Below are 23544 nucleotides of genomic sequence, written 5' to 3'. Positions count from 1 at the left end.
CCTCAATGACCCGTCGCGCGCATGCCGCGGCGCTTGTTGATGACAATGATGGCGCCGATGCAGGCACCGATGATGATGAAGGACACGATCGTGGTGACAGTGCCCAGCGCATAGAGCGACGGCGAAGTGACGTTCAGCGTCATGCTCCAGATCTCCAGCGGCAAGGTATTGAGCGAGCCCGCGGTCTGCAGTGTGCGGGCGAATTCATCATAGGAGAGCGTGAAACCGAACAACGCGACCGCGACAAGGCCCGGCGCCAGCACAGGGATGACCACCAGCCTGATGATTTGCCAGCGGCTGGCGCCCAGGTCTCGCGCCGCCTCCTCCCATGCGCTGTTGAAGCGGGACATCACGGCGAACATCACGAGCACGCCAAACGGCAGCGTCCAGGACAATTGCGCACCGAGCGCGGACGTGTACCAGCTCGGGCTGATGCCGATCCACTGGAACAAGAGGCCAATGCCGAGGCCGAGCACCAATCCGGGCGCTACAAGGCTGCCGATCATCAGGTAGAACACTACCGTATCGCCAAGAAAGCGGCGGCGAAACGCCAGGCCGGCCATCAGTGAGACCACGAGTGTGATCACTGTGACCAGCGCCGCAAGCTTGATCGAGCGATCGAACGATCCCTTGACGTCGCCGGTGCGCACCTGCGTGAACAGATCGATGAACCAGTGCAGCGAGTGGCCCTTCATCGGAAACACCAGGCCGCCGCGGATATCCTGGAACGACAGGAGGTAGATGCAGATCATCGGGCCGTAGAGGGCAGCGACGTAGAGGATGAAGACGGTGGCGAGCGCGTAGAAGGTCCAGGGGTGACGGTCGCCGCGCGCGACCGCGGAAATCCGCCGCCTTCTGATCATTGGCATGTCAGCCTCGCCGAGAGCGACCGTCATTGCGTGATCTCCCGGCGGATATCGACGACGCGCAGGATGAGGGCGATCATGGCAATGAGAACGAGGGTGAGCAGCACGGCGCTCGCCGCCGCGGCCGGATATTGCAGCACGCCGACATTTTCGTAGAACGCGCTGACCACCGAGGCGGAACCGCCGCCGGACATCACCTTGACCACGAAGAAATCGCCCATCACGATCGAGATCACGAAGGTCGATCCGAGCGCAATGCCGCTCTTCGACATCGGAATGATGATATAACGCATCACGTCGAGCCGGCTGGCGCCGGCATCGAGCGCCGCCTCGACCACCCGCTTGTCGATGCGCGCCAGCGAATTGAAGATCGGCACCACCATGAAGATCGTCAGTTGGTGCACATAGGCGATGACGACTGCGAGCCCTGAATAGAGCAGCACTTCAAGGGGCTCCCGGATGACGCCGATGCCGAGCAGCGTCGAGTTGACCAGCCCTTCCTTTCCCAGCAGCGGAATCCAGGAAATCATCCGGATGATGTTCGACGTCCAGAACGGGATCGTGCAGATCAGAAAAAGGCCGATCGCGAGCAACTGGCTCCTGACGTGAAAGACCAGAAAGTATGCGACCGGGAATCCGATGATCAGCGTGAAAAGCCAGGTCAGGATCGCAAATTTGAGCGTCGTCACATAAAGAAGGAAGGTCTGCGCCGATGTGAGCACGTCGACGTGGTTCGATAGCGTAAGCGTCGGCAACAACCCACCGAAGCCATCGGTCTCGAAGAAGCTCGCGACCAGCACGACAAGGGTCGGCAGCAGGAAAAAGGGGACCAGCACCAGCATCAGCGGCGTGACGTATAGCCATGCACTCAAATTTGGTCGCTGCATCACCTGGCCTGACTGCTCTTCATTCTGGAACTCCGAACAACATTTTCCGCGCCGCCGACGCCCGTCCGGCGCCGGCAGGCCGATTGGCCTCAAGCGATCTTGAAATCGTTCCAACGCTTGTTCATGTAGGCCGCTTCATCCATCAGCGTGTTCCAGCAAGAGATGTTCTTGACCCGATCGAGGAATGAACCGCCGTCCCGCTTGGTGCCGGCCTTCTCCATCGGCACGCCATAGGGATCGTTGATGACCGATGGCGCAGGCTTGCCGTCGTACCAGAAGTCCCACTCCGCCGCGGTCAGGAACTTCTTGGCTGTCGACGGCACCGGGCTGTAATAACCGTAGCGGCCGACGAAGCCACCCTGCCAGCCCGACAGATACCAGTTGAGATATTCGTAGGCCGCATCGAGCTTCTTGCCGGTCAGGTGCTTCATCAGGCCCATGCCGTTGCACCAGCCGCGATAGCCTTCCTTGCCATTCTTGACGTTGACCGGCGCGTAGACACAGGGGATTTCCTTGACGCGGACAGCGGCAACCGCCGGTGACCACATCGACTGGATTACGACCTCGCCCGCCGCCATCAACTGCACCGACTGGTCGAAGGTGGTCCACGTCGCGCGGAACTGACCCGCCTTTTTCAGTTCAATCAGCTTGTCGCAGGTGAAATCGATCTCCTGCTTGGTCATGTTGCCTTTGTTGCCGTACTTGATCAGGCCGGCACTTTCGAAGCAGAGCGCAGCGTCCATGATGCCGATCGCCGGGACATCGAGGATCGCCGCCTTGCCCTTGAATTTCGGGTCGATCAGATCCTTCCATTCGGTCACCTCGCGACCGACAAGATCGGAACGATAGCCGATCGAGTCGGCGTTATAGACTTGCGGCAGGAAGGTCGCCCATTCAGTAACGCCATCATGCAACTCGGTTGCGTTAGGCTTTGCGATATACATCGCCTCATAGGGAGAAATGCCCTGCCGCGGAATCTTGTGGCCGTCGATTTCGCCCTTGGTGAAGATCGGCAGGATGTTGTCGAACTCCTTGATCTTCTTCACCTCGATACCCTGGATCACGCCGCGCTTGGCAGCGAGCTTGGCCTGCCATCCCTCGAGGTCGGCGATATCGACCGAGTCGGGCTGGCTGATGAAACGGTTGATCGCAGCCGACGTGTCGAGGTTCTGCATCGTGACCTTGAAGCCAAGGTCTTTTGCAGCCTGGTCGCCGATTGCCTTGACCACTGAATAGGAAACACCGACGTGCCGGAGTTCGATATCCTTGATCTCCTGCGCCCAGATGGTCGGAAATCCGCTGATAGCTTCGGATCCGAGCGCCACACCCGTCGCAGCCGCTCCAGCCTTGAGCAGCGCGCGTCTTGAAATGCCTTTCTTCTTCGCCGAGAGCGTGGGCGAAGAGCCTTTCGCGGCGCCATTGTCGTCATCGAACATCGTTTTCTCCGTTCGCGTTCATGGACCAGCTTGCTCTTCCAACCGGCTCGTTCGTTGCGCGACCGGGTTGATGACGAAGCGTAGCGACGGAGAAATCAGATTGTAAAATCGGAAGTTAAAATGCCGGGCATAAGGACGACTAATGGAAATCACAGCCTGCCCAATGTGGCGGCATGCCGATCTACAATTTGACCTTTACTTTGGAAGTACGGCCGGCCGCAGCCAGATCCAGATCCGACCCCGACAGAGGTATCTGCGACTCCCAGGACCTGGAGTGTCAGTAGTTGCTCCTTCTTCTTTCGATTGCGGGGACTGGCAGCGCCATATACTGGTGATTGTCTCTCAGCGACTTAAATGGCAACGTTTCTGCAGGAGTGACGTGCGTGACTGATATCTCGGCGACCAAGGATAGAATTCTCGATCCCCGGCTGAACTGGGCTGCGCTTTCCCAAGCGGAGCGCGACGCCGCCTATGATAACAATGCGGCGGTGAAGAACAGCGCAGCACTGATCGCGGAAAGAAACCAGTTGTCCGAAGCGCTTCGCGCCAGCCGTAGATCGTTTCTGGATCTGACGTATGGCGACCGCGAAAAGACGAAGATCGATCTCTATCCAGCCGCCGAGATGACAGCACCCTGCTTGGTGTTCCTGCACGGCGGTTACTGGCAGCGCAATTCGCGCGAAGTGTTTGCCATGCTGGTCGAAGGCGTCGCAGCGCACGGCTGGTCGGTTGCCATTCCCGGATATTCGTTGGCTCCCGACGCTTCGTTGACTGAGATCGTGACGGAGATATCCCTGTCGCTCGATTGGCTGGCCGAAAACGGAGCATCATACGGCATCGCCGGGCCCATCGTGCTCTCGGGCTGGTCGGCCGGCGCCCATCTCGTCGCAATGGCGCTCGATCACCCGCGCATCACGGCGGGACTGGCAATTTCCGGCGTATACGATCTCGCACCTATCCGCGATACGGGGCTGAACAATGCGCTGAAGCTGACCGACCAGGAAATCGCAAGTCTTTCGCCGCTTCGCCTGCCCGCCGTTCACAAGCGCCTCGACATCGCCTATGGCACGGCCGAACTGCCGGCACTGGTTTTCGATTCAATCCAGCTTCATGAAACTCGCGTAGCCGCGGGCGCGCCAGGCAGGCTTTGCCCGATCGAAGGCGCAGATCATTTCAGCATCCTCAGCGAGCTGCGGCGTCCTGACGGCGCGCTTGTCGATATCGCCCGCAAGCTCGTCCTATAGCCATTGCCTAAGTCATGGGCGACTTGATCGCGCCTGCATCCATCCAGACCTGGTCGTCCCTGATCTGGACCGGGTATAGCCGCAACGGCCGGCTCGGCCAGCCGTAGGAAATCTGGCCGTTACGGAGATCGAACGAGGCTGCGTGACGGGGACAGAACAGGCGTCCTCCTGACAGGTGTCCGAGACTGAGGTCAGCCTGTTCGTGCGGACACATCCGTTCGCAGGCTACCGCGCGTCCTTCGCTCCAGATCAGGATCAAATCGACGCCGGTCACGCGGATACAGACAATCGTTTGTGAAATCAGCCGACTAAGCCCGCAGACCGGCATCCATTGCTCGTTGCCTGACAACGCCGCCGTTTCGGGCCGCTCACCCGCCAAGATAGGCCTTTCGCACGTGCTCGTTCTCGATCATGTCGGCCCCTGATCCGGACAGAACGATGCGGCCACCTTCCAGCAGATAGGCGTGGTCGCACATCTCGAGCGCCGCAAACGCGTTCTGCTCCACCAGCAGCACCGTCGTTCCGGCATCGCGGATGCCGCGAATGATGGCAAAAGTCCGCTCGACGATGTTGGGCGCAAGCCCTAGCGAAGGCTCATCGAACATGATCAAGCGCGGCCGTGACATCAGCGCCCGGCCGATCGCCAGCATCTGTTGCTCGCCACCAGACAAGGTGCCGGCCGCCTGCCGCTTGCGGTCGGCGAGGCGCGGAAATTCGGCATAGATCCGGTCGCGGTCTGCCGATATCTCGGCGGCACTGCTGCGCAGATAGGCTCCCATGTCGAGATTTTCCTCGACCGTCATATGCGGAAATACCCGCCGTCCTTCCGGACAATGTGCGATCCCTGAGGCCACTACGCGCGGCGGCTTGGCGCCCGCAATGTCCTTGCCCTCGAACAGCATCGATCCCGAACGCGGCGCAACGAGCCCGGAGATCGCGCGAAGCGTGGTGCTCTTGCCGGCGCCGTTGGCGCCGATCAGGGCGACAAGCTGCCCAGCCTTGACCTCCAGCGAAATGCCGCGGAGAGCCGTGACCCCGCCATAGCTACACACCATCTCGCGGATCTCAAGCACGTGTCGCCCCCTGCCCGAGATAGGCTTCGATGACAGCCGGGTCGTTCCGGATCACGTCCGGCGGTCCCTCGGCAATGATCCGGCCGTAGTTCAGCACCACTATCCTATCCGAGACGCTCATCACCATCGGCATGTCGTGCTCGACCAGCAGGATGGTGACGCCGCGATCCCTGATGTTGCGGACCAACTGCACGAAGGTGTGAGTTTCCGAAGCGTTCATACCGGAGACAGGCTCGTCGAGCAGCAGCATCGATGGCTCGGCGGCAAGCGCAAGCGCCACGCCGACGAGACGCTGCTCGCCATAAGACAGCGAGCCTGCAAGATCGTGGGCGCGGCGTTCGAGACCAACCCATTCGACCAGTTCGCTGGCGCGCTCCCGCAAACGCCGCTGTGACGACAGGGCGCGCGGCAGGCCCAGAATGGCCTCGAGAAGGCTCACCTTCCCCTGGCGATGCAGCCCGATCAGCAGATTGTCGTAAACGGTGTCGTTCGGAAACACGCTGGTGCGCTGGAAGGTACGGATCAGTCCGAGTTCGGCGATCTGATGCGGCTTCCGTCCATTGAGTGCCGTCCCGCGATAGCTCACGGCGCCGTGGGTTGGATCCAGGAAACCGGTGACGACGTTGAAAGCCGTCGTCTTGCCGGCGCCGTTAGGCCCGATCAGGCTGACGATCTCGCCCTCGCCGACCGTAAAGTTCATGTCCGAGAGCGCAACGAGCCCGCCGAAGTGTACGGCAACCTTTTCTACCTTCAATGCGGTCGCAGCAGGCGTCATCACGCGTGCTCCTTGACGCTTCGCTCGGAAAAGGCGACCGGAGCAGCCTTTTCGGGCCGGCTCCGCCGTTTCGCAAATCGTAACGCCAGCGACGGAACGATGCCGCGCGGCAATACGAACAGGATGACGATTAGCACGCCACCATACGCGATCCATTGCGCCTCCGGTGCCATGATCGGACGCAGGAATACAGGCAACAGTCCGAAGATCATGCCGCCGACGACGGGACCGGCGAGCGACCCCTTGCCGCCGGTGATGACCATGATCACCATCGTCACCGTGTTGATGAAGGCGAACACCTCGGGATCGATGATCCGGATGTAGTGCGCGTAAAGACTGCCGGCTGCGCCCGCGATCCCGGCCGAGATCACCGCCGCCAGCGTGAGTGTCCTTGTCACGTCGATGCCAACGGATACCGCCAGCGTTTCGTTTTCCATCAGCCCGCGCATGGCGCGGCCGAAATGCGAATGGACCAGTCGCGAGATCAGCACGTAGGTCACGACCGCGACGGCAAGCACGAGGTAATAGTTCTGCAGCTTGGTGCGGAGGGTCAGATCTCCGAGACCCGGCAATCCGATCGTCATCAAGGGAACGTTGGTCAGCGCCAGCGGGCCCTGCGTCAGCTCAACCCAATTCAGCGCCACTAGGCGGACCACTTCGGCAAAGGAAATCGTCACGATCACGAAATAGGCGCCGCGAACGCGAAACGAGAGCAGCCCCACGAGATATCCGCATAATCCCGCAACGACGATGGCCAACACGAAGCCCACGATCGGCGGCCAGGGAGCGTGAACAATGCGAAAGCCGAAGGGCAAGCCCACATCGAAACCAAGTGAGGTCAATGCGCTGACATAAGCGCCAATGCCGAAGAACGCGATGTGACCGAGGCTGAGCTGACCGGTGAACCCAAGCAGCAGATTGAGGCTCATCGCTCCGATGATGAAGATGCCGGTCGTGATCAATGCGTTCATGAGATACGGATCGCGCAGCCAGAACGGCACCGATGCAAACGCGACGACCGAGAGAATGGCGAGTGCTGACTTCATCCGACGCGCTCCGAACGCGCGAAAAGTCCAGTCGGCTTGAAAATCAGAACCGCGATAATGATCAAGAAGCCCATGGCGTCGCGGTACCCCGACGAAACATAGCCCGCGCCCAGTTCCTCCGCCAAAGCCAGGATGAAGCCGCCAATGACCGCGCCGGTGATGTTGCCGAGCCCGCCGAGGATCACGATCGCGAACGCCTTGACGGCGGCGAGATCGCCCATCTGCGGGAAGATCACGTAGACGGGACCGAGCAGCGCGCCTGCCGCGGCGGCAAGGCTCGAACCGATCGCGAAGGTCGAAGTGTAGATCAGGTCGACATTGACGCCCATCAGCGAGGCGGTGTCCTGATCCTGAAACGTCGCCCGCATCGCACAGCCGAGCTTTGTCCTGTTGATCAGGAGATAGGTGACGACGATCAGCATCGCCGCCGCTGCGAGCACGAACAGCCGCAGCCAGGATACCGAGACCGGTCCCAGCACCAGCGGCGCCTCGGGAAACGGCGTCGTCACCGATTTGGCCACGCCACCCCAAATCCACAGCGCTCCGGACTGCATCGCGATCCAGGCGCCGATCATAACCAGCATGGTCGTGTCGATGTCGGAGCCGCGCAGCGGCCGCAGCAGGGTCAGCTCGATCGCCGCGCCAAGAAGCCAGCCGGCCAACACGGCGAGCGGCAGTGCCAGGAAGAAGTTAATCCCGAGCTGATGCACCACGATGAACATAATGTAGGCGCCGAACGTGTACAGCACCCCATGCGTGAAATTCACGACATTCATGATGCCGAAGATCAATGTCAGTCCGATGCCCAGCAGCGCATAAGTGCCGCCGAGCACCAGCATGTTGATCAGATGTTGCAAAAACTCGCTCAAGGTGGCTCCCGGATCCCTATGCCGGCGAGGGCCGCGGTCTGCCGCTGCCCCGCCGGTCAGTAACGTGACGTCAGAGCGTCTTCATGCCGATCTTGCCGTCGGTGATTTCGATGAGATAGACGTTGGGCTGGCTCTGGCCGCTTTCCTTGCCTTCGGGACCGGACTTGCGGAACACGATGTCGCCGTTCAGGCCCTTCACCTTGATATCCCACAGAGCCGCCTTGATCGCCGCAGGCTCCGCCTTGCCCGCCTTTTCGATCGCCGCTGCCGCGGTGCGAATACCGTCATAGCCACGAAAACTCTCGGTGCAGCCGGCGAAGTCGTAGCCGCGCTTCTTCCATTCGGCGATGAAGTAGTTGGTCGCTTCCGGGTTCGGCGTCTTGTCTGGGAACCAGGGCAGGAAGGTCGTCAGATGCATGGTACCGTTGGCCGCAGCACCGGCCTGCGCGATGATCTGATCCGGATTTTGCGAGCCGCCGGTGGTGATGATGCGCTTCTTGAGGCCGAGTGCGGCGGCCTGCTTGAAGATCAATGTGAGCTGGTCCACCGCTGTGGTCACGATGATGGTTTCGGAATCGGTGCCCTTCAGCTTGGAAAGCTGCGCGCTCATATCCTGGGCGCCCTGGTCCATGGTCTCGATGGCCCCGACCGCGATCCCCTTTTCCTTCATCATCTTGCTGAAGTCTTCAGCGGTGCCGCGACCCCAGTCATTGTTGATGACAAGGAAATCGACCTTCTTCAGTTCGAGCTTATCGACAATCCCCTTGAACGCCGCGGCCTCGATCGCCGACGGCGGCGAGATACGGAAAATATAGGGATTGCCGGTCGTGGTAATCTTGCCTGACGAGGAAGTCTCGACCACCATCGGCGTTTCGTATTCCATCAGCTTGGGCATCACGGCGAGCGTCAGGCTCGAGCCCCACGCCCCCATCAGGACCGGCACCTTGTCGCTGGTGATCAGCTTTTCGGCGACGGCGGCTGCTTCCGTTGGATTGCTCTTATTGTCCTCGATGACGAGCTCGAGCTTCTTGCCGAGAATGCCGCCCTTTGCGTTGATCTCATCGGCTGCGATCTTGGCTCCGTTGACGACGTAGGTACCGGACGCGGCGAATGCGCCGGTGAGCGGTTCATTAACACCAATTTTGATGGTTTGAGCTTCGGCGGCACCACTCAGCAAGGCGACCGCCAGCGCAATCGTTGGAACTAGTCTGAAAGTCGGTGTCATATGTTCTCCAATCTCACGCTGTTCATCTATTTGCAGTCCAAACCTCGTCGTTTCCGCATTGCGCGGAGACTTCGATCCATCACGTTGCTCCGTCATTCCTGGACGAAAAACGACCAACCCAACGCGCCACCTGCGCGCGCAAAAGACTGAAAATTAGCGCCATGCCGTTCAGCTCGGCCGCCGTGGCGTCGTCTGGTGACGTACCCGACAGGCGGCGGTCGAGATTGGCGGCGAACTCCGCGATCAATCGCGCCGCGAGATCGCGCACCAGCCCCGGCCTTCCGACCTGCGCCAGCATGCCCGTCAGCGTGTACCCGATGGAAAGATCGACCCGCGTTCCCTGCTTGATCGGCACCAGCCGATAGCGAATTTCGCCCTGCGTCGAGGACCGGCTGCGCCGGTCGCTGCCGATGCCGACGATGCGGCCGGACATATCGGTCGGATTTCGTTCGACGCGCGCGGCACCCAGAAATGTCGCGGCGATCGGACCGATCCTGACCCGAATCGCACCTTCAACGCGCTCCGGCTTCGGGGGCGTCGTCAACGACGCGCCGGGAAGGCACGCTGCGACGGCTGCGATGTCGTCAAACATCTCAAATACCTGCTCAGGCGGATGCGTGACGCTAAACTGTTGGTTCAGAACGGTGGCCGGGACGAAATCCGAAATCGAAGAAACCGAACGGGCCGCTTCAGGCGACGCTTGTTCGCTTGCTGCCGGCCAGACGCGTTCGGCGCGGTCCGCGCCATGATGCACGCTTCGACTCGAACCCACGGGACCCAGGATCTTACAGCCGCCGTCCGGTTCGGGCGCGATATCGCGAGCGCGCCGCGCTTCGATCACGGACTGCACCGCCCGCACGATACCGACATAGCCGGTACATCGGCACAGATTGCCGCTCAATCCGACGCGGATCAGGCGCTCGTCGGCTTGCGGCAGGCGCAGCACCAGATCGCGCGCGGAGACCAGCATTCCCGGCGTGCAATAGCCGCATTGCAGCGCATGCTCGCGGGTGAAGGCCGCGCGCAGTTCCGCCGTAACCTCGTCCTCATCGAGTCCTTCGATCGTGGTGACCTCTGCCCCTTCGCAGGCCACCGCATAGGTGATGCACGAACGCGCCGGCACGCCGTCGAGCAACACGGTGCACGCCCCGCAGACGCCGTGCTCGCAACCAAGATGGGTGCCGGTCAGATCCAGCTTCTCGCGAACGAAGTCTGCGAGGTGGGTGCGCGGCTCCGCAAGAGCCCGCACCGCGCGTTGGTTCACGGTGAGTGCAATCATGTTCATGCGGCGGCCTCGCTGACCGCTCGCTTGAGCACGTTCACATGAATATGCCGATGCGCAGCATTCGAGACGCCCGCTTTTGCCAGCAGGACATCAGCGACACGCGCATCGAAGCGACCCTTATAATCGCCGGCAATGCGTCCGCCGAACAGCTCTGCCGCACTTGTGATGACGATCGGCGCCGATTCGATCGCACCGATCACGACGCGGGCGGTCGCAGCGCTCGGATCGATCAGGATTGCGCCGATCGCATGCGCGAATTCGCCTGTCTTGCGACAGCTCTTGGCGTAGCCCCAGTGCGCCGATGCCGGCATCGCCGGGACGTGGATGGTCTCGACCATCTCGCCATCGCGTAGCGCTGATTCGAGCGCACCGACGATGAAGTCCTCCATCGTCACCATGCGCGCGCCTGAAAGGCTTCGCAGCGTCAATCGCGCACCCAGCGCCGAGAGCGCGGATACCCAGTCTGCCGCGGGATCGGCATGGCTGAGAGATCCGCCGACCGTGCCGCGATTACGCACGGCGCGGTAGGCGATGTTGCCGGCGACGCGCTGCATGGCGCCACGCGTGACGTCCGGAATACGTCCGTCCTCAATGTCGGCATGGGTGACACAGGCCCCAAGCACGAGTTCGTCGCCACGACGTTCGACCTGCTTGAGCTCGGCGAGACCGGAGATGTCGACGATCAGCTGCGGCTCCACCAGCCGCAGATTGAGCATCGGACCAAGCGACTGACCGCCGGCGATGATCTTGGCAGAAGCCTTGGCCTCGCCGAGCACGGCAAGTGCCGCCTGCAAGTCGCGTGGGCATTCGTAGCCGAAGGGCGCCGGTTTCATGCCGCCGGCCTTTCTGCGTCGCGCGCGGCCAGAACCGCCTCGACGACGCGATAGGGTGTAATCGGCGACTGCATCAGCTCAACGCCGAGCGGCCGCAGCGCGTCGTTGACGGCGTTGGCGATCGCGGCGGGCGGAGCGATCGCGCCGCCCTCGCCGATGCCCTTCACGCCGAACTGCGTATACGGCGACGGGGTCTCCATGTGATCGAGACGCGGCGTCGGCACTTCGGTGGGACCAGGCAGCAGATAGTCCGCGAGCGTCGTCGCCAGCGGCTGACCGGCGGCGTCGAACGGCATCTCCTCGTACAGCGCGGTGCCGATGCCCTGGGCCAGACCGCCATAGATCTGGCCGTCCACGACCATCGGATTGACGAGAACGCCGCCGTCCTCGACGATGACATAATCAAGGATCTCGACCTCTCCGAGATCCGGATCGACCGCGACGATCGCGGCATGCGCGGCATAGCTGAAGGTTCCGGTGTCGCGCTGCGGCTTGTAGCCTGCCGTGACCTCCAGTCCGCCGGGATCAACGTCAGCAGGCAGATCCTGCGGGCGGCGATACCAGGTATGGGCGATTTCCTTCAAGGTGACGCTGCCGTTGACGCCGCGAACTTCGCCGTTCTGCAGCACGACCGCAGCCGGATCGTGCTGCAACAACTTGGCACCGATGCGTCTGGCGCGCTCGCCCAGCTCACGACAGGCGGTTGCGACGGCGCCGCCCGCCATCACCATCGAGCGCGAGCCCCACGTGCCCGTGGAGTACGGCGTCATCGCCGTGTCGCCGAGGATGATGCGTACTTTGGCGACGTCGACACCCAGCATCTCATGAGCGACCTGCGCGAGCGTCGTCTCCATGCCCTGCCCATGCGAATGCACCCCGACCCGCAGTTCGAGGCCGCCGTCCGGTGTCAGGCGCGCGGACGCCTGTTCATGGCCGGGCACCATCGGGATGCCCCAGCCGGAATAGACCGACGTCCCATGCGCGGCCTGCTCGCAATAGATGGAGACGCCGACGCCGATCCGGCGTCCATCTGCCTCGCCCTTGCGCTGGCGTTCGCGCACGCCTTCGACGTCGATAGCTGCTAGGGCGCGTCGCATCGCCTCGGGATAATCGCCGCTGTCGAAGTGCTTGTTGGTGATGTTGTCGAACGGCATCTGCTCGGGCTGCACCAGATTGCGCAGCCGCACTTCGCCGGGCTCCAGTCCGGCTTCCGCGGCGACCAGATCGAGCATCAGTTCCAGCGCGAAGCAGACGCCGGTGCGGGCCACGCCGCGATAGGGCAGTATCGGACACTTGTTGGTGGCGACCGAAAACGTCCGGCAGCGATAGGCCGGCATCAAATAAGGTCCAGGCAGGATGCTGGCGACCTGCGCCGCCTCAAGGCACGCCGAGAACGGATAGGACGAGTAAGCGCCGGAATCGACGGTCGCTTCGCAGTCGATGCCCCGCAGCCGGCCGTCACGATCGGCATAGACGGTGATCCTGTAATGGTGCTCGCGACAGTTGGAGCTGGCGATGAGATGCTCGCGGCGATCCTCGGTCCAGCGCACCGGATGGCCGCGACGCATCGTTAGCCACGAAAGACAGACTTCTTCCGGCAGCAGGATTCCCTTGTGCCCGAAGCCGCCGCCGACATCAGGCGAAACGATCCGGATTCGGCCCTGCTCCATGCCGAGGCATTCGGCAAGGCCGCTGCGCGTGATGTGCGGCATCTGGGCCGAGGAATAGAGCGTGAGCTGGTCGAGACGGTGATCGAAGGTCGCGACCACGCCTCGCCCCTCGAGCGGCGACATACACTGCCGCGCAGTCGATATCTCGCGCGACACCTTGATCGGCGCATCGAGCGCCCCGGAGATGTCGACCTCGAAATTGGTTTCGAGAAAGACGTTGTCGCCCCAATGCTCATGCACCAGAGCCGAACCCGGCTCGCGCGCCCGTCGCATGTCGTGGACCGCGGGAAGCTCTTCGAGATCGAGCATCACCGCCGCCGCGATGTCCTCGGCTTCGGCGCGCGTCGGCGCCAGGCACATGGCGACGAGTTCTCCGACTTGACGCACTTTGCCAGTGGCGAGCACCGGCTGCTCGGAAATTTTGAAGCCCGGCAACCCTGAAACCGCGCGGATCGGATTGACGCCGGCGAGATCCGCCGCAGTGAAGACACTGCCGCGAAAACGTTCCGGCACATGGATGCCGCGGATCAGCGCATGCGCCAAAGGGCTGCGCACAAAAGCGACGTCCTGCAGCCCGGCAAGGCGAATGTCGGCCACGAACTGGCCGCGGCCCCGCATCAGCCGATCGTCTTCCTTCCGCGGCAGACGCGCGCCGACGCCTTGTCCGGCGCCCGCTCCGCCTGCGGAAGGAAACTCGCGCTCACTGCGCACGGTGACGTTCTCCCCGATCGAACTGGCGCTGACCTAGCTACGCCGCAACGGCCTGCGGCAGAATTGGCGCCACAGCGTCGTATCGCGCACCGGCGCGCAGGCAGAACTCAGGCTGCAGCAGACGCTCGGCGATGACTTCATTGTTCTCGTTGTCGCGAAGGACAAATCGTCCGGTTCGCTCCGTGATCACCGAGACGTCGGCGTCCCTGCCAACTTTGAGAGCGCCGATCTCGTCAGCACGGCCGAGCATCCTGGCCGGGTTGGAGGTGACCATCGGCACGACCTGTTCAAGCGTGAGCCCGAGCGCCATCATCGAACTCATCGCCTGGACCAGGCTAAACTTGGCCTGGCCGGCGAAGGGATGATTTTCGTCGTCCTCGTGTTGGTCCGGGGTGCCGGCAGGCGCCGGCACATGGGTGTTGTAACCGTGAATGTCCGCGCCGAGCGTGGTGGGAATAATTCCGGCGGCGATCGCTTTTTTGGCGAGACGATAGGAGAAATGACTGCCGTGACCGACGTCGACCTTCAAGCCGCGATCGAGCGCCGCCTGAATCACCGGATGCACTTCACCCTCACGGTTGACGAAGCCTCCCGGATGACGCGTGAACGGATGCGCCAGCACATCGCCTTCGCGCAACAAAGGAATTACGCGCGCTAAAATCGTATCGACGTCTTCGCCGTTGGTGCCGCTTTCGGGCAGGCCCCAGAGCTGGCCGAAATGCACATAGACCGGCAGATCGGCGCGGCGTCCGATCTCGGCCGCCATTTCGATGACGCGAATGCCCCAGCGCGCGAAACCGCCGATTTCCGCATGGGCCTTGATGCCGCGAACAATGTCGAGATTGGCCGTCGCCGCCTTCACTGTGGCGTCGATATCGACGCCTTCAGGACTATAGAGTTGCGGATAGTAATGACCCTCTAGCCCGCCCACCAGATAAGCCGACAGGAAGGCATAAACGCGCGACCTCGCAGGTTCGGCGACGAAGTGTCGGAAGCCCGGCAACGTCATGCAGGACGGACCGCCCTGATCGACCAATGTCGTCACGCCGGACTGCACGCCCACCATGTCGGCATTCATGCCGAAGCGGCCGGTGACATATTGATAGACATGCGCGTGGGTATCGATGAGGCCCGGCAATACCAGCTTGCCGCTCACGTCGATCACCTCTCTGGCGCTGGTCGGCAAAATGTCGCTCTGCACCGCCGCGATCTTGCCATTGCGAATGGCAACGTCCCTGATCCCGTCGATGCCGGAGGCCGGGCAGATCACGCGGCCGCCGCGCAGAAGCTGGTCGAAGGTGGCGCTGATCGACATGAACAATCTCTCCTGTCTTCGCCGGCGGCGTTACCCCGCCCTCACCAGAATACGAAGCATACTTCGTATTTTACAAGAGCAAACTTCATGCCATGATCTTCCCGTGGCGAAGGCCATCGAATCGAGCTAATCGCATCGATGTTCCGAGGCGGGGAGAGTGCGTTGCGGAAAGCAAAAAAGCGTCGTGGCGAGACCAGACATCGCCCCTGGCCGCTGTCAGAACGACCGGGCTTTCTGATCCGGCGGCTGCATCAGATCCATGTCGCGCTATTTCAGGAAGCATGCGGTGAATTCGAGATCACACCACTGCAATACAGCCTGCTTTCGGCGCTTGCGGTGCGGAAAACCGCCGATCAGACCACATTGGCGGCCGATATTGCGCTGGACAGGACGACGACGACCGGAGCGCTCAAGCGGCTGGCCGCCCGCAATTTCGTCGAGAGGGCCGTGGATGACGAGGACCGCCGCGCGCGGCTCTGTAAATTGAGCCCGGCAGGAGCGGCGCTTCTGGCAAAAATCGAGGCCTCGGCGCGGGCCGCGCACCGCGCAACGCTCGATAATTTAAGTGAACGGGAGCAAGCCGTATTCATCGACATGATGCAGCGCATCGTCGCGGCACACTCCAATCGCGAAAGCGCTACTGCCCTATTCGATTGAGTGCCACGGCATCATCTGCCGCCTTTTTAACTCGATCTGCATAATTTGTAATCACCCGAGACATGGCGCTGTATTCCATTGGACGACGCAGCGTAACGCCGCTGCAACCGATCGATCGAAAGCGGCTCTTGCGGGCCTCGTGGCAGTCATCAGGTCGCGAACGCAGCCAGCTCCGGCTCGATATGCGGCACAGCTTCGACCAGCTCGCGCGTGTAAGCGGTTTTCGGATTGTCGAACATCGCCCGGCTCTCGCCCTGCTCGACGATGCGGCCGTTTTGCAGCACGATGGTCCGATCGCACATCATGCGAACGACGTTGAGGTCGTGGCTGACAAAAAGGAAGGCCAAGTCATCCTCGCGGCGCAACCGGTCGAGCAGTTGCAGCACCACCGCCTGCACCGAAACGTCGAGCGCCGCCGTCGGCTCGTCCAGCACCAACAGGCGCGGCCGGCACGCGATGGCGCGGGCGATGCCGACACGGGCCTTCTGGCCGCCCGAGAGTTGATGCGGAAAGCGCGTCAGCAATTCGATCCCGAGTCCCACGCGCTGCGCGCACTCCTCCACCCGCTGCCGCAATGCGTCGCCCGGGCGCATGCCGCCAAGCCGCAGCAGCGGATGGGCGATGCAGTCAAAGGCGGTGAACCGCGGGTTGAGGCTGTCATTCGGATCCTGAAAGACGATCTGGATGTCCTTGCGAAACGACGACCGGTGAAAATCGCGGGCCGGGATATGGCCGATCGACTGTCCCTCGAACGCGATCTCCCCCTCGCTTGGATCGATTAGCCGGCAGATGATCCGCGACGTCGTGCTCTTGCCGGAACCGGATTCGCCGACCAGACCGACGCTCTCGCCGGCGCTGATCGTCATGGAAAAGTCTGCTACCGCCGCGGCGCCCTGATCGAACCGCTTTGCGAGTTTCTGCACCTCCAGCAGGGGAGGCGTACCCGGCGCAGGCCGCGGCCGGGACGCGACGTGCATCACAAGGTGCCGCCCCCGCTCCTCTTCCGGCACCAGGTCTGCGATCCGTGAATTCGCCGTGGGCGAAGCCGCCACCAGACGTCTGGTGTAGGGGTGCTGTGGTGCGCGGAAGAGAGTCTTCGGTTCGGCCTCCTCGACAAGCCGGCCCCGCTCCATCACCACGACGCGACGACAGTAGCGGGCGGCCAGACCGAGGTCATGGGTGATCAGGATCGTCGCCATGCCGCGCTCGGCCGCAATCCCGGTCAAAAGATCCATCACGACCTTTTGCGTCGTGACGTCGAGGCCGGTGGTCGGTTCGTCGGCGATTAAGAGCGCCGGGTTGCAGGAAATCGCCATGGCGATCATCACGCGCTGGCACATGCCGCCGGAGAGTTCGTGGGGGTAAGCGGCCATCCGCTTTTCGGGATCGCGAATTTGCACGGCGCGCAGCAGCTCCAGCGCCTGCGCGCGCGCTTCACCGCGGGGCATTCGCTTGTGGGCCGTGATCGCGTCGGCGATCTGGTCCCCGACGGCACGGATCGGATTGAGCGCTGCACGCGGGTTCTGGAAGATCATCGCCATCGCCGCGCCATGCAGATGGCGGAAATCACCCGCCGATATCCGCGTGATGTCCTGCCCGCGAAATCGGATGTCGCCCGCCGTGATCCGCCCGGCCGCATCGAGCAGGCGCGTAATCGCAAAGCCGGTGACCGATTTGCCCGAGCCGCTCTCGCCGACGAGGCCGAGCATCTCGCCCTCGCCGAGCGACAGCGTGACGCCGCGTACCGCCTCGACAAGCCCACGCCGTGTCGAGAAGGTGACGTGCAGGTCGCTTAAGGCCAGCAGCGATTTGGTCATGTTCGCATGCGGGGATCGAGAATATCGCGCACCCCGTCGCCGAGCAGGTTGAAGCACAGCACGGTCAGCATCAGCGCCAGGCCCGGAAAGGCGACCAGCCACCATTTGCCGGTGGAAATGAAGCGCGCGCCCTCCGCAACCATGATGCCCCATTCCGGCGTCGGCGGTTTGACGCCGAGGCCGATAAAGGAAAGTCCGGCGGCATTGAGGATCGCCCAGCCGAGATTGAGCGAGATCTGCACCGCCATGGCCGGCAGCACGTTCGGCAGCAGGAAGCGCAGCACGACCGAGAGGTGGCTGTCGCCGCAGGCGCGCGCCGCTTCGACCCAGCCGACATTGCGGCGGACATTCACCTCCGCCCGCGCAAAACGGATGTAGAACGGCAGATTGATGATGGCGGTCGCGATGACGATGTTCTCGACTCGATTGCCGAGCGCCGCGACCATCGCCATGGCCAGCACGAAAAGCGGGAAGGCCATCACGACGTCGACGAAGCGGCCGACGCCGCGATCGAGCCGGCCGCCGGTGTAGCCGCAAATCGCGCCGATGACGGCGCCGATGGCAAAGGAGATTCCGACTGCCGAGAGGGCGATGGTGAGATCGAGCCGTGCCGCGACGATCAGGCGGCTGAACACGTCGCGGCCGAGCTGATCCGTGCCGGCGATGTGCGCCGCGCTCGGCGGCATCAATGCTTGCGACACGTTCGAGACGATTGGATCATACGGCACGATCCACGGCCCGAAAATGGCGATGAGCGCAAGCAGGAAAACGCCGGCAGCGGCAACGGCGGTGAGCGGGTTTCCGCGCAGAATCCAGCCGGCATGGCGAAGCGACGCTGAGGTCATCCGATTGTCACCCGTGGATCGGCGATGCCATAAAGGATATCCACCAGCAGATTGACGATCACAAACACGGTGGCCATCAGCAGCACAAAACCCTGCACCGGGGCATAATCAGAAGAGAGCAACGCATCGAGCGCGTAGGAAGCGACGCCCGGCCAGGAGAACACTTTCTCCACCAGAACATTGGCGCCGAGCATGGTCGAAAACACGATGCCTGCGATGGTGATGACCGGCAGGATGGCGTTGCGCAGCGCATAGGTGACGACGACCCGCCACCAGGGAAGGCCCACGGAATGCGCGGTGCGTACGAAATCGCTGCCCAGTGAGACCAGCATCGAGGCCCGCGTGATGCGCGCCAGCGGCGCCACCACGAACAGCGCCATGCTCAGCGCCGGCAAGATCAGTTGCCTGAAGGCGGCCCACCATCCATCGAAGTCGCCGGCGAGCAGGAAGTCGATCAACAGGAAGCCGGTCCGCCTCGGTGGCAGTGACGCGAAGATATCGACCCGGCCGGTCGGGTCGGGCGCAAGCCCGAGCAGGTAATAGAAGACATAGATCAGCAACAGGCCCGAAACGAATGTCGGTACGCAGACGCCGAGTGCGCAGAAAAACCGGACGCCATGGTCGATGATGGAGCCCGGTCTCAGAGCTGCCAGCACACCGAGCGGCACAGCCGTCACCAGTGCGATCAGCAGCGCCGTCAGGGTGAGTTCCAGCGAGGCCGGCAGCCGCTCGCGGAGATCTTTGGTGACCAGTTGTCCGGTCATCATCGATCTGCCGAGATTGCCGCTGCCGACATCATAGAGATACAGCATCAGTTGTTCCGGCACCGGCTTGTTGAGGCCCATCTGCTTGCGGATGACCTCGATCTCCTCCTTGCCGGCATTCGGCCCGGAAGCGAAGAACACCGCCGGATCGCCCGGCAGCACCCGCATCAGCAGGAAGGTGAAGACGAGCACGCCGAAGAGCGCCGGCAGCGAGGACAGGAAGCGCCTGCCCGCCCGTATCACCGTTGCTCCAAACGCCGCCATGATACTGACCGTTATTTGCGATTGAGATCGCGATAATCGACCTGACGGTGGAACTGGTAAGTGTAGCCTTCAACCGAGGGCGCCATCACAGCGTCCTGGCTGGGCTGCCAGAGCGGTATCTGCGGTATCTCGCTGAAATGGATGGCGTTGAGCTTGATGCCGTCTTCCTCATACGTGGCGGCATCGGGTTCGAAACGGGCTTTCTGCGCGATCTCCACCAATTCCGGATTGTTGATCGATGAGTAATTCCAGCGCTGATTGCCGGTGTAGAAGTTGCGGTAGAAATAGTCGGTCGACGGCAGCCACGCGACAATGCCCTCAGTGAAGAAGGGAAGCTTCTTCTCATTGATCTGCGTCGACATCTGGGCGTCCGGCAGCTTCTGGATATCGACTTTGATGCCGATCTTGGCCAGCGATTCCTTCACCAGTGCCGCCATCGGTTCTGCGGTCGAGGCCTGGCCGACATTGAAACTGAACGTCGTCGAGAAGCCGTCAGGCAGGCCTGCTGCCTTCAGATATTCCTTGGCCTTTTCGAGGTCGAGCTTCACCGGCTGTGCGATTGGATAGGCGCCGCTCGATGGTTTGCCGTCCGCCCATGTCGCTCCGAACAGCGGCGAGCCGCGGCCGAACAGTGCCGCCTTGAACATGTCGTCGTAAGGCAAAGCAAACGCGATGGCGCGACGCACATTGACGTTGTCGAAGGGCGGGATCTGGTTATTCATCGAGACGAAGGTGACCGCATTGTATTGGGGCGTCGAGATCACCTTCAGCTTGCTCTTGGCCTCGAGCGATTGGACGTCGCTCGCCTGCAGATCGATGACGAGATCGGCGTCGCCGCGCTCGACCAGGTTGGCGCGCGTCGCCGGCTCCGGCACCGACTGCACGATCACGCGCTTGAAGAACGCCGATTTGTCGGCCGTGCCACGATTCCATGCCGCGTTGCGGCTCATGATCACCTGCTCGCCCGGCTTGAACGTTTCGATCTTGTAGGCGCCGCTGCCGGCCGTGTGCTCCTTCAGCCACGCCATGGCCCAGGGATCGTCTGCCGTCGCATGTTCCTTGGCGACCTTGGAGTTGATGATGATCGGATAGACGGTGGCGAGATTGGGCAAGGCCAGCTTGTCCGGCTTCGGCAGCGTTACCTCAACGGTCAGGGGATCGATCACCTTGAACTGGTCGGCTGACGTCATTGACCCCGTGAGGAGTTGTGCCTTGCCGAGGACCGGCGCCGTGACAACCCGGTCAAGCGACCATTTGACGTCTTCCGCTGTGACCGGCGTGCCGTCCTGGAACTTGGCATCCTTGCGCAGGCGAAATGTCATCTTCAGCCCGTCCGGGCTGACTTCATAGGATTCCGCCAACTCTCCCGTGATCTTGCTGAGGTCAAACACCCATTTGCCGTTGAGTTGTTTGCGGCCGAAGGAAACCAGCCGGTCATAGGTGCTGAGACTCACCGCAAAGGCTTCGCGGGTCGAACCCGGAATATTGGGATCAAGCGTGTTGACCGATGCTCCGGTCACGTAACGCAACGTTTCAGCGCGCGTTTGCGCCTGCACCGATCCAGCCGCCAATGAGAACACGATGGAGGCAACCAGCGAAAGCAGACGCCGGGATCCTGTAACGCTCATCGGACTTATCCCTGTTTTGCCAAGTTTGTTTTCTGAATGAGAACATCAACTTAAAAGCAAGGGATATGCCAACCGGACCCGCCGGAAGCACAAGCATAGTAGGTATGAGCCAAGCTCCCCAGCGTGATTCGAAGATCGTTCACCGTTTCTCGCGCGCGACCGGCGTTTGCCGCGCGACGACCGCCTGAGGCACGTCATACGCCTTGAACGACGCCCAATGCCGCTCGATGTCCGCGCGAAACAGCCCGCGCGTCAGCCCATGGATGAGCTTGGGCACAGCGGTGGTCATCGCATTGATCGACGAGCCTGAAGCACCGAAGCTCATGGTGGAGGCAATCGCGAAGACATGGATGTCCGCAATCCAGGGGGTTTCGCCGGCGACGCGCTCCATCAGCGCGTAGTCGTCAGCAAGATAGGGAAAACGCCCGAGACGCGGGCTGCGCTCGTCCGGCGGCGGCTGGTAGCGATCTGCCCAGGTCGCGATGTTGGCGTCACAGTTTTGCAGTTCGGGCCGGCCCGCAAAATTCATGTCGATTCCCGTGCCGCAAATCACGAAGTCGGCCGCTAACACACCCCGCGGCGTCTGCAATTCGACGCCGCAAGCCGTTTCCTTGACGGTTTCAATCGGCGCCCCCTCCTGCAAATGAAAGTTGGGGTGGCGGGCACAGCGATCGTAGGTCGCTTGCGGAAAACCTTCCCGCAACTCCAGGACGGCGCGCATGAAGCGCCAACGCCAGCCATCATCCAGATCACAAAAATGTCTAAGGAAGCCACGAAAGGTGAGCCAACGGTAGGGCTGGATAACCTGGATCTCGGCCCTGCGGCAAAACAGATGCACTTCAGCTGCGCCAGCCTCCAGTGCGGCCGCGGCATTGTCGAAGGCCGAGGCGCCGGCGCCGACCACAGCAACCCGCTTTCCGCGCAAGCCCGCGAGGTCGATCGGCTGCGCCGCGTGCACGCACACTGACGATGGCAAATGGCGCAACGGCTCCGGAACGGTCCAGTCGCCCATGCCTTCCTGTCCCGTCGCCAGCACAATCTTGCGCGCAAAGACTATGCCGGTGCCGTCGGCGGTCTGCACCTTGGCAGCGAGCAATCCACCGGACGCAGGCGAGATCTCGATAACCTCACAACCATTGCGCACCGGCAGGTCCAGAATGCGCCTGAACCAGAGCAGATATTCGGCCCAAAGCTCGCGCGAAATCAGGTCGAGATTTTGCCAATCCTCCTCGCCGAACCGTGCCTCGTGCCAGGACTGGTAGGTCAGGCTGGGAATATCAAGATCAGGCCCGGTGAAATGCTTCGGGCTACGCAGCGTGTGCATGCGGGCATAGGTGAGCCACGGACCTTCCCGTCCCTCCTCGGATTTGTCGAGCACAAGGATGTTGCTTACTTGCGAGCGCATCAGCCCAAACGCTGTTGCGAGACCCGATTGGCCGGCGCCTACCACGAGCACATCCAGTGCTGGTCTGTCGTCCGGCCCCAGCCTGGGTGTGAGCCACGCGGCATTCGGATGCGCAGTCTTCGCAAGATCAGCGCGAACCTGGGCTTCCAGAGCGATCAGGGCGCTATTCATGCCGCGAGCCAACCGCCATCGACCACCATCACGGTGCCGGTCGTAAAGGACGACGCATCGCTGGCAAGATGGAGCGCGGTCTCGGCCACCTCCTCCGCCCTGCCAAAGCGTTTCATGGCATGGCGGTCGCGCGATGCTTCGCGCACCAGCTCGGGATCGGCGTGGCGGGCGAAACTTCGCCGCAGCATCGGTGTGTCGATGGCGCCCGGCGCTATCGCATTGACCCGAATTCCATCCGTGGCGAAATCGAGCGCCATTGTCCGGGTCAGGCTGATGATCGCCCCCTTCGCGGCGATATAGGCGCTGTTGCCCCTGCCGCCGGCGATTGCGAGCTGCGATGCCAGCGTGATGATTGAACCGCCGCCTTGCCGCTGCATCTCCGGCACCGCCGCGCGCGACCAAAGCCAGGTGCCGCCGACATTGGTGCGGAACACCGCATCCCAATCGGCGGGATCGGTGGTCAACACTGTACCGCCGCAGGAAAAGCCGGCAGCAGCCATCAGCACATCCAGCCGGCCCCGTCGCGCCATGACACCGCCCACGGTGTCCTTCGCGAAATCGGCTTCGCTGACATCGCCGACGTGCATCGACGCTTCCCCTTTGGCGCCTTCGATCGCCACCAGTGTCTCCTGCAAGCCCGTGCGATCACGATCGACCAGCCCGACAAAGGCGCCTTCTTTCGCAAACAGCACCGCGCTGGCACGGCCGATGCCGGAGCCGGCGCCGGTCACGATCGCGGTCCGCCCTGCAAGTCTCAT

21 protein-coding genes are annotated in these 23544 nt (G+C 62.3%); 2 read left to right on the top strand and 19 right to left on the bottom strand.

Features of this window, described 5'->3' with window-relative positions:
• Window positions 1–2: 2 nt before the first annotated feature.
• From KJQ96_RS04505 to KJQ96_RS04495, 3 genes are all read right to left on the bottom strand, one after another.
• Entirely contained in the window at window positions 3–863 is an 861-nt protein-coding gene (locus KJQ96_RS04505) for an ABC transporter permease (RefSeq protein WP_375293136.1), read from the bottom strand.
• 29 nt (window positions 864–892) lie between these two features.
• Entirely contained in the window at window positions 893–1753 is an 861-nt protein-coding gene (locus KJQ96_RS04500; protein ID WP_213285482.1) for an ABC transporter permease, read from the bottom strand.
• Window positions 1754–1842: 89 nt separating this feature from the next.
• The gene (locus KJQ96_RS04495) at window positions 1843–3189 is read right to left on the bottom strand and encodes a PotD/PotF family extracellular solute-binding protein (RefSeq protein WP_213285481.1); all 1347 of its coding nucleotides are present in this window, start codon (window positions 3187–3189) and stop codon (window positions 1843–1845) included.
• A 383-nt stretch (window positions 3190–3572) separates the two neighbouring features.
• On the opposite strand from KJQ96_RS04495, the gene KJQ96_RS04490 reads away from it, so the two are divergent.
• Window positions 3573–4433 (top strand): alpha/beta hydrolase, encoded by an 861-nt coding sequence (locus tag KJQ96_RS04490; RefSeq protein WP_213285480.1) that lies wholly within the window; start codon window positions 3573–3575, stop codon window positions 4431–4433.
• 7 nt (window positions 4434–4440) lie between these two features.
• On the opposite strand, the gene KJQ96_RS04485 is transcribed toward KJQ96_RS04490, so the two are convergent.
• The 10 genes from KJQ96_RS04485 to KJQ96_RS04440 all read right to left on the bottom strand — a co-directional run bounded on the left by KJQ96_RS04485 (window position 4441) and on the right by KJQ96_RS04440 (window position 15235).
• A complete protein-coding gene (locus tag KJQ96_RS04485; protein ID WP_249733717.1) occupies window positions 4441–4812 on the bottom strand; it encodes a Rieske (2Fe-2S) protein in 372 nt (123 codons plus the stop codon).
• The gene (locus tag KJQ96_RS04480; RefSeq protein WP_213285479.1) at window positions 4802–5506 is read right to left on the bottom strand and encodes an ABC transporter ATP-binding protein; all 705 of its coding nucleotides are present in this window, start codon (window positions 5504–5506) and stop codon (window positions 4802–4804) included. Before KJQ96_RS04480 ends, KJQ96_RS04485 begins: the two co-directional genes overlap by 11 nt.
• Window positions 5499–6281, bottom strand: a complete 783-nt coding sequence (locus KJQ96_RS04475; RefSeq protein WP_213285478.1) for an ABC transporter ATP-binding protein — start codon at window positions 6279–6281, stop codon at window positions 5499–5501. Before KJQ96_RS04475 ends, KJQ96_RS04480 begins: the two co-directional genes overlap by 8 nt.
• Window positions 6281–7327 carry a branched-chain amino acid ABC transporter permease gene (locus KJQ96_RS04470; RefSeq protein ID WP_213285477.1) on the bottom strand — a complete coding sequence of 349 codons (1047 nt, stop codon included), beginning with the start codon at window positions 7325–7327 and terminating at the stop codon, window positions 6281–6283. Before KJQ96_RS04470 ends, KJQ96_RS04475 begins: the two co-directional genes overlap by 1 nt.
• Window positions 7324–8196, bottom strand: coding sequence for a branched-chain amino acid ABC transporter permease (locus KJQ96_RS04465; RefSeq protein ID WP_213285476.1), 873 nt, complete (start codon window positions 8194–8196; stop codon window positions 7324–7326). Before KJQ96_RS04465 ends, KJQ96_RS04470 begins: the two co-directional genes overlap by 4 nt.
• Window positions 8197–8266: 70 nt before the next feature.
• Window positions 8267–9421 (bottom strand): ABC transporter substrate-binding protein, encoded by a 1155-nt coding sequence (locus tag KJQ96_RS04460; protein ID WP_213285475.1) that lies wholly within the window; start codon window positions 9419–9421, stop codon window positions 8267–8269.
• 79 nt (window positions 9422–9500) lie between these two features.
• Window positions 9501–10706, bottom strand: coding sequence for a 2Fe-2S iron-sulfur cluster-binding protein (locus tag KJQ96_RS04455; protein ID WP_213285474.1), 1206 nt, complete (start codon window positions 10704–10706; stop codon window positions 9501–9503).
• A complete protein-coding gene (locus KJQ96_RS04450; RefSeq protein WP_213285473.1) occupies window positions 10703–11539 on the bottom strand; it encodes a xanthine dehydrogenase family protein subunit M in 837 nt (278 codons plus the stop codon). The genes KJQ96_RS04455 and KJQ96_RS04450 overlap by 4 nt, the downstream gene beginning before the upstream one ends.
• Window positions 11536–13827, bottom strand: coding sequence for a xanthine dehydrogenase family protein molybdopterin-binding subunit (locus KJQ96_RS04445; protein ID WP_249733748.1), 2292 nt, complete (start codon window positions 13825–13827; stop codon window positions 11536–11538). Before KJQ96_RS04445 ends, KJQ96_RS04450 begins: the two co-directional genes overlap by 4 nt.
• 130 nt (window positions 13828–13957) lie before the next feature.
• On the bottom strand, window positions 13958–15235 hold the full coding sequence (locus KJQ96_RS04440) for an amidohydrolase/deacetylase family metallohydrolase (RefSeq protein ID WP_213285471.1): 1278 nt from the start codon (window positions 15233–15235) through the stop codon (window positions 13958–13960).
• Between the two features lie 162 nt (window positions 15236–15397).
• Between KJQ96_RS04440 and KJQ96_RS04435 the strand changes: the two genes are divergently transcribed.
• Window positions 15398–15892, top strand: coding sequence for a MarR family winged helix-turn-helix transcriptional regulator (locus tag KJQ96_RS04435; protein ID WP_249733716.1), 495 nt, complete (start codon window positions 15398–15400; stop codon window positions 15890–15892).
• A 149-nt stretch (window positions 15893–16041) separates the two neighbouring features.
• On the opposite strand, the gene nikE is transcribed toward KJQ96_RS04435, so the two are convergent.
• The 6 genes from nikE to KJQ96_RS04405 form a co-directional block, all read right to left on the bottom strand.
• Entirely contained in the window at window positions 16042–17709 is a 1668-nt protein-coding gene (gene nikE, locus KJQ96_RS04430; RefSeq protein ID WP_213285469.1) for an ABC transporter ATP-binding protein, read from the bottom strand.
• A complete protein-coding gene (locus tag KJQ96_RS04425) occupies window positions 17706–18554 on the bottom strand; it encodes an ABC transporter permease (protein WP_213285468.1) in 849 nt (282 codons plus the stop codon). The genes nikE and KJQ96_RS04425 overlap by 4 nt, the downstream gene beginning before the upstream one ends.
• On the bottom strand, window positions 18551–19582 hold the full coding sequence (locus tag KJQ96_RS04420) for an ABC transporter permease (protein ID WP_213285467.1): 1032 nt from the start codon (window positions 19580–19582) through the stop codon (window positions 18551–18553). The genes KJQ96_RS04425 and KJQ96_RS04420 overlap by 4 nt, the downstream gene beginning before the upstream one ends.
• A gap of 11 nt (window positions 19583–19593) precedes the next feature.
• Entirely contained in the window at window positions 19594–21210 is a 1617-nt protein-coding gene (locus tag KJQ96_RS04415) for an ABC transporter substrate-binding protein (RefSeq protein WP_213285466.1), read from the bottom strand.
• A gap of 139 nt (window positions 21211–21349) precedes the next feature.
• Window positions 21350–22786, bottom strand: coding sequence for an NAD(P)-binding domain-containing protein (locus KJQ96_RS04410; RefSeq protein WP_213285465.1), 1437 nt, complete (start codon window positions 22784–22786; stop codon window positions 21350–21352).
• Window positions 22783–23544 (bottom strand): SDR family oxidoreductase, encoded by a 762-nt coding sequence (locus KJQ96_RS04405; RefSeq protein ID WP_213285464.1) that lies wholly within the window; start codon window positions 23542–23544, stop codon window positions 22783–22785. Before KJQ96_RS04405 ends, KJQ96_RS04410 begins: the two co-directional genes overlap by 4 nt.

The sequence above is a fragment of the Bradyrhizobium sp. sGM-13 genome, from assembly GCF_018398875.1.
GTDB lineage: Bacteria > Pseudomonadota > Alphaproteobacteria > Rhizobiales > Xanthobacteraceae > Bradyrhizobium.
The sequence above is the reverse complement of the archived record's forward strand: the minus strand, read 5'-3'. Positions and strand labels throughout refer to the sequence as shown.

Excerpts from the sequence above, each read along its gene's own strand:
- KJQ96_RS04505 (WP_375293136.1), bottom strand. The coding sequence starts at position 863 with ATGATCAGAAGGCGGCGGATTTCCGCGGTCGCGCGCGGCGACCGTCAC.
- KJQ96_RS04500 (WP_213285482.1), bottom strand. The coding sequence starts at position 1,753 with ATGCAGCGACCAAATTTGAGTGCATGGCTATACGTCACGCCGCTGATG.
- KJQ96_RS04495 (WP_213285481.1), bottom strand. The coding sequence starts at position 3,189 with ATGTTCGATGACGACAATGGCGCCGCGAAAGGCTCTTCGCCCACGCTC.
- KJQ96_RS04475 (WP_213285478.1), bottom strand. The coding sequence starts at position 6,281 with ATGACGCCTGCTGCGACCGCATTGAAGGTAGAAAAGGTTGCCGTACAC.
- KJQ96_RS04470 (WP_213285477.1), bottom strand. The coding sequence starts at position 7,327 with ATGAAGTCAGCACTCGCCATTCTCTCGGTCGTCGCGTTTGCATCGGTG.
- KJQ96_RS04460 (WP_213285475.1), bottom strand. The coding sequence starts at position 9,421 with ATGACACCGACTTTCAGACTAGTTCCAACGATTGCGCTGGCGGTCGCC.
- KJQ96_RS04455 (WP_213285474.1), bottom strand. The coding sequence starts at position 10,706 with ATGAACATGATTGCACTCACCGTGAACCAACGCGCGGTGCGGGCTCTT.
- KJQ96_RS04450 (WP_213285473.1), bottom strand. The coding sequence starts at position 11,539 with ATGAAACCGGCGCCCTTCGGCTACGAATGCCCACGCGACTTGCAGGCG.
- KJQ96_RS04445 (WP_249733748.1), bottom strand. The coding sequence starts at position 13,827 with ATGCGGGGCCGCGGCCAGTTCGTGGCCGACATTCGCCTTGCCGGGCTG.
- KJQ96_RS04440 (WP_213285471.1), bottom strand. The coding sequence starts at position 15,235 with ATGTCGATCAGCGCCACCTTCGACCAGCTTCTGCGCGGCGGCCGCGTG.
- nikE (WP_213285469.1), bottom strand. The coding sequence starts at position 17,709 with ATGACCAAATCGCTGCTGGCCTTAAGCGACCTGCACGTCACCTTCTCG.
- KJQ96_RS04425 (WP_213285468.1), bottom strand. The coding sequence starts at position 18,554 with ATGACCTCAGCGTCGCTTCGCCATGCCGGCTGGATTCTGCGCGGAAAC.
- KJQ96_RS04420 (WP_213285467.1), bottom strand. The coding sequence starts at position 19,582 with ATGGCGGCGTTTGGAGCAACGGTGATACGGGCGGGCAGGCGCTTCCTG.
- KJQ96_RS04415 (WP_213285466.1), bottom strand. The coding sequence starts at position 21,210 with ATGAGCGTTACAGGATCCCGGCGTCTGCTTTCGCTGGTTGCCTCCATC.
- KJQ96_RS04410 (WP_213285465.1), bottom strand. The coding sequence starts at position 22,786 with ATGAATAGCGCCCTGATCGCTCTGGAAGCCCAGGTTCGCGCTGATCTT.
- KJQ96_RS04405 (WP_213285464.1), bottom strand. The coding sequence starts at position 23,544 with ATGAGACTTGCAGGGCGGACCGCGATCGTGACCGGCGCCGGCTCCGGC.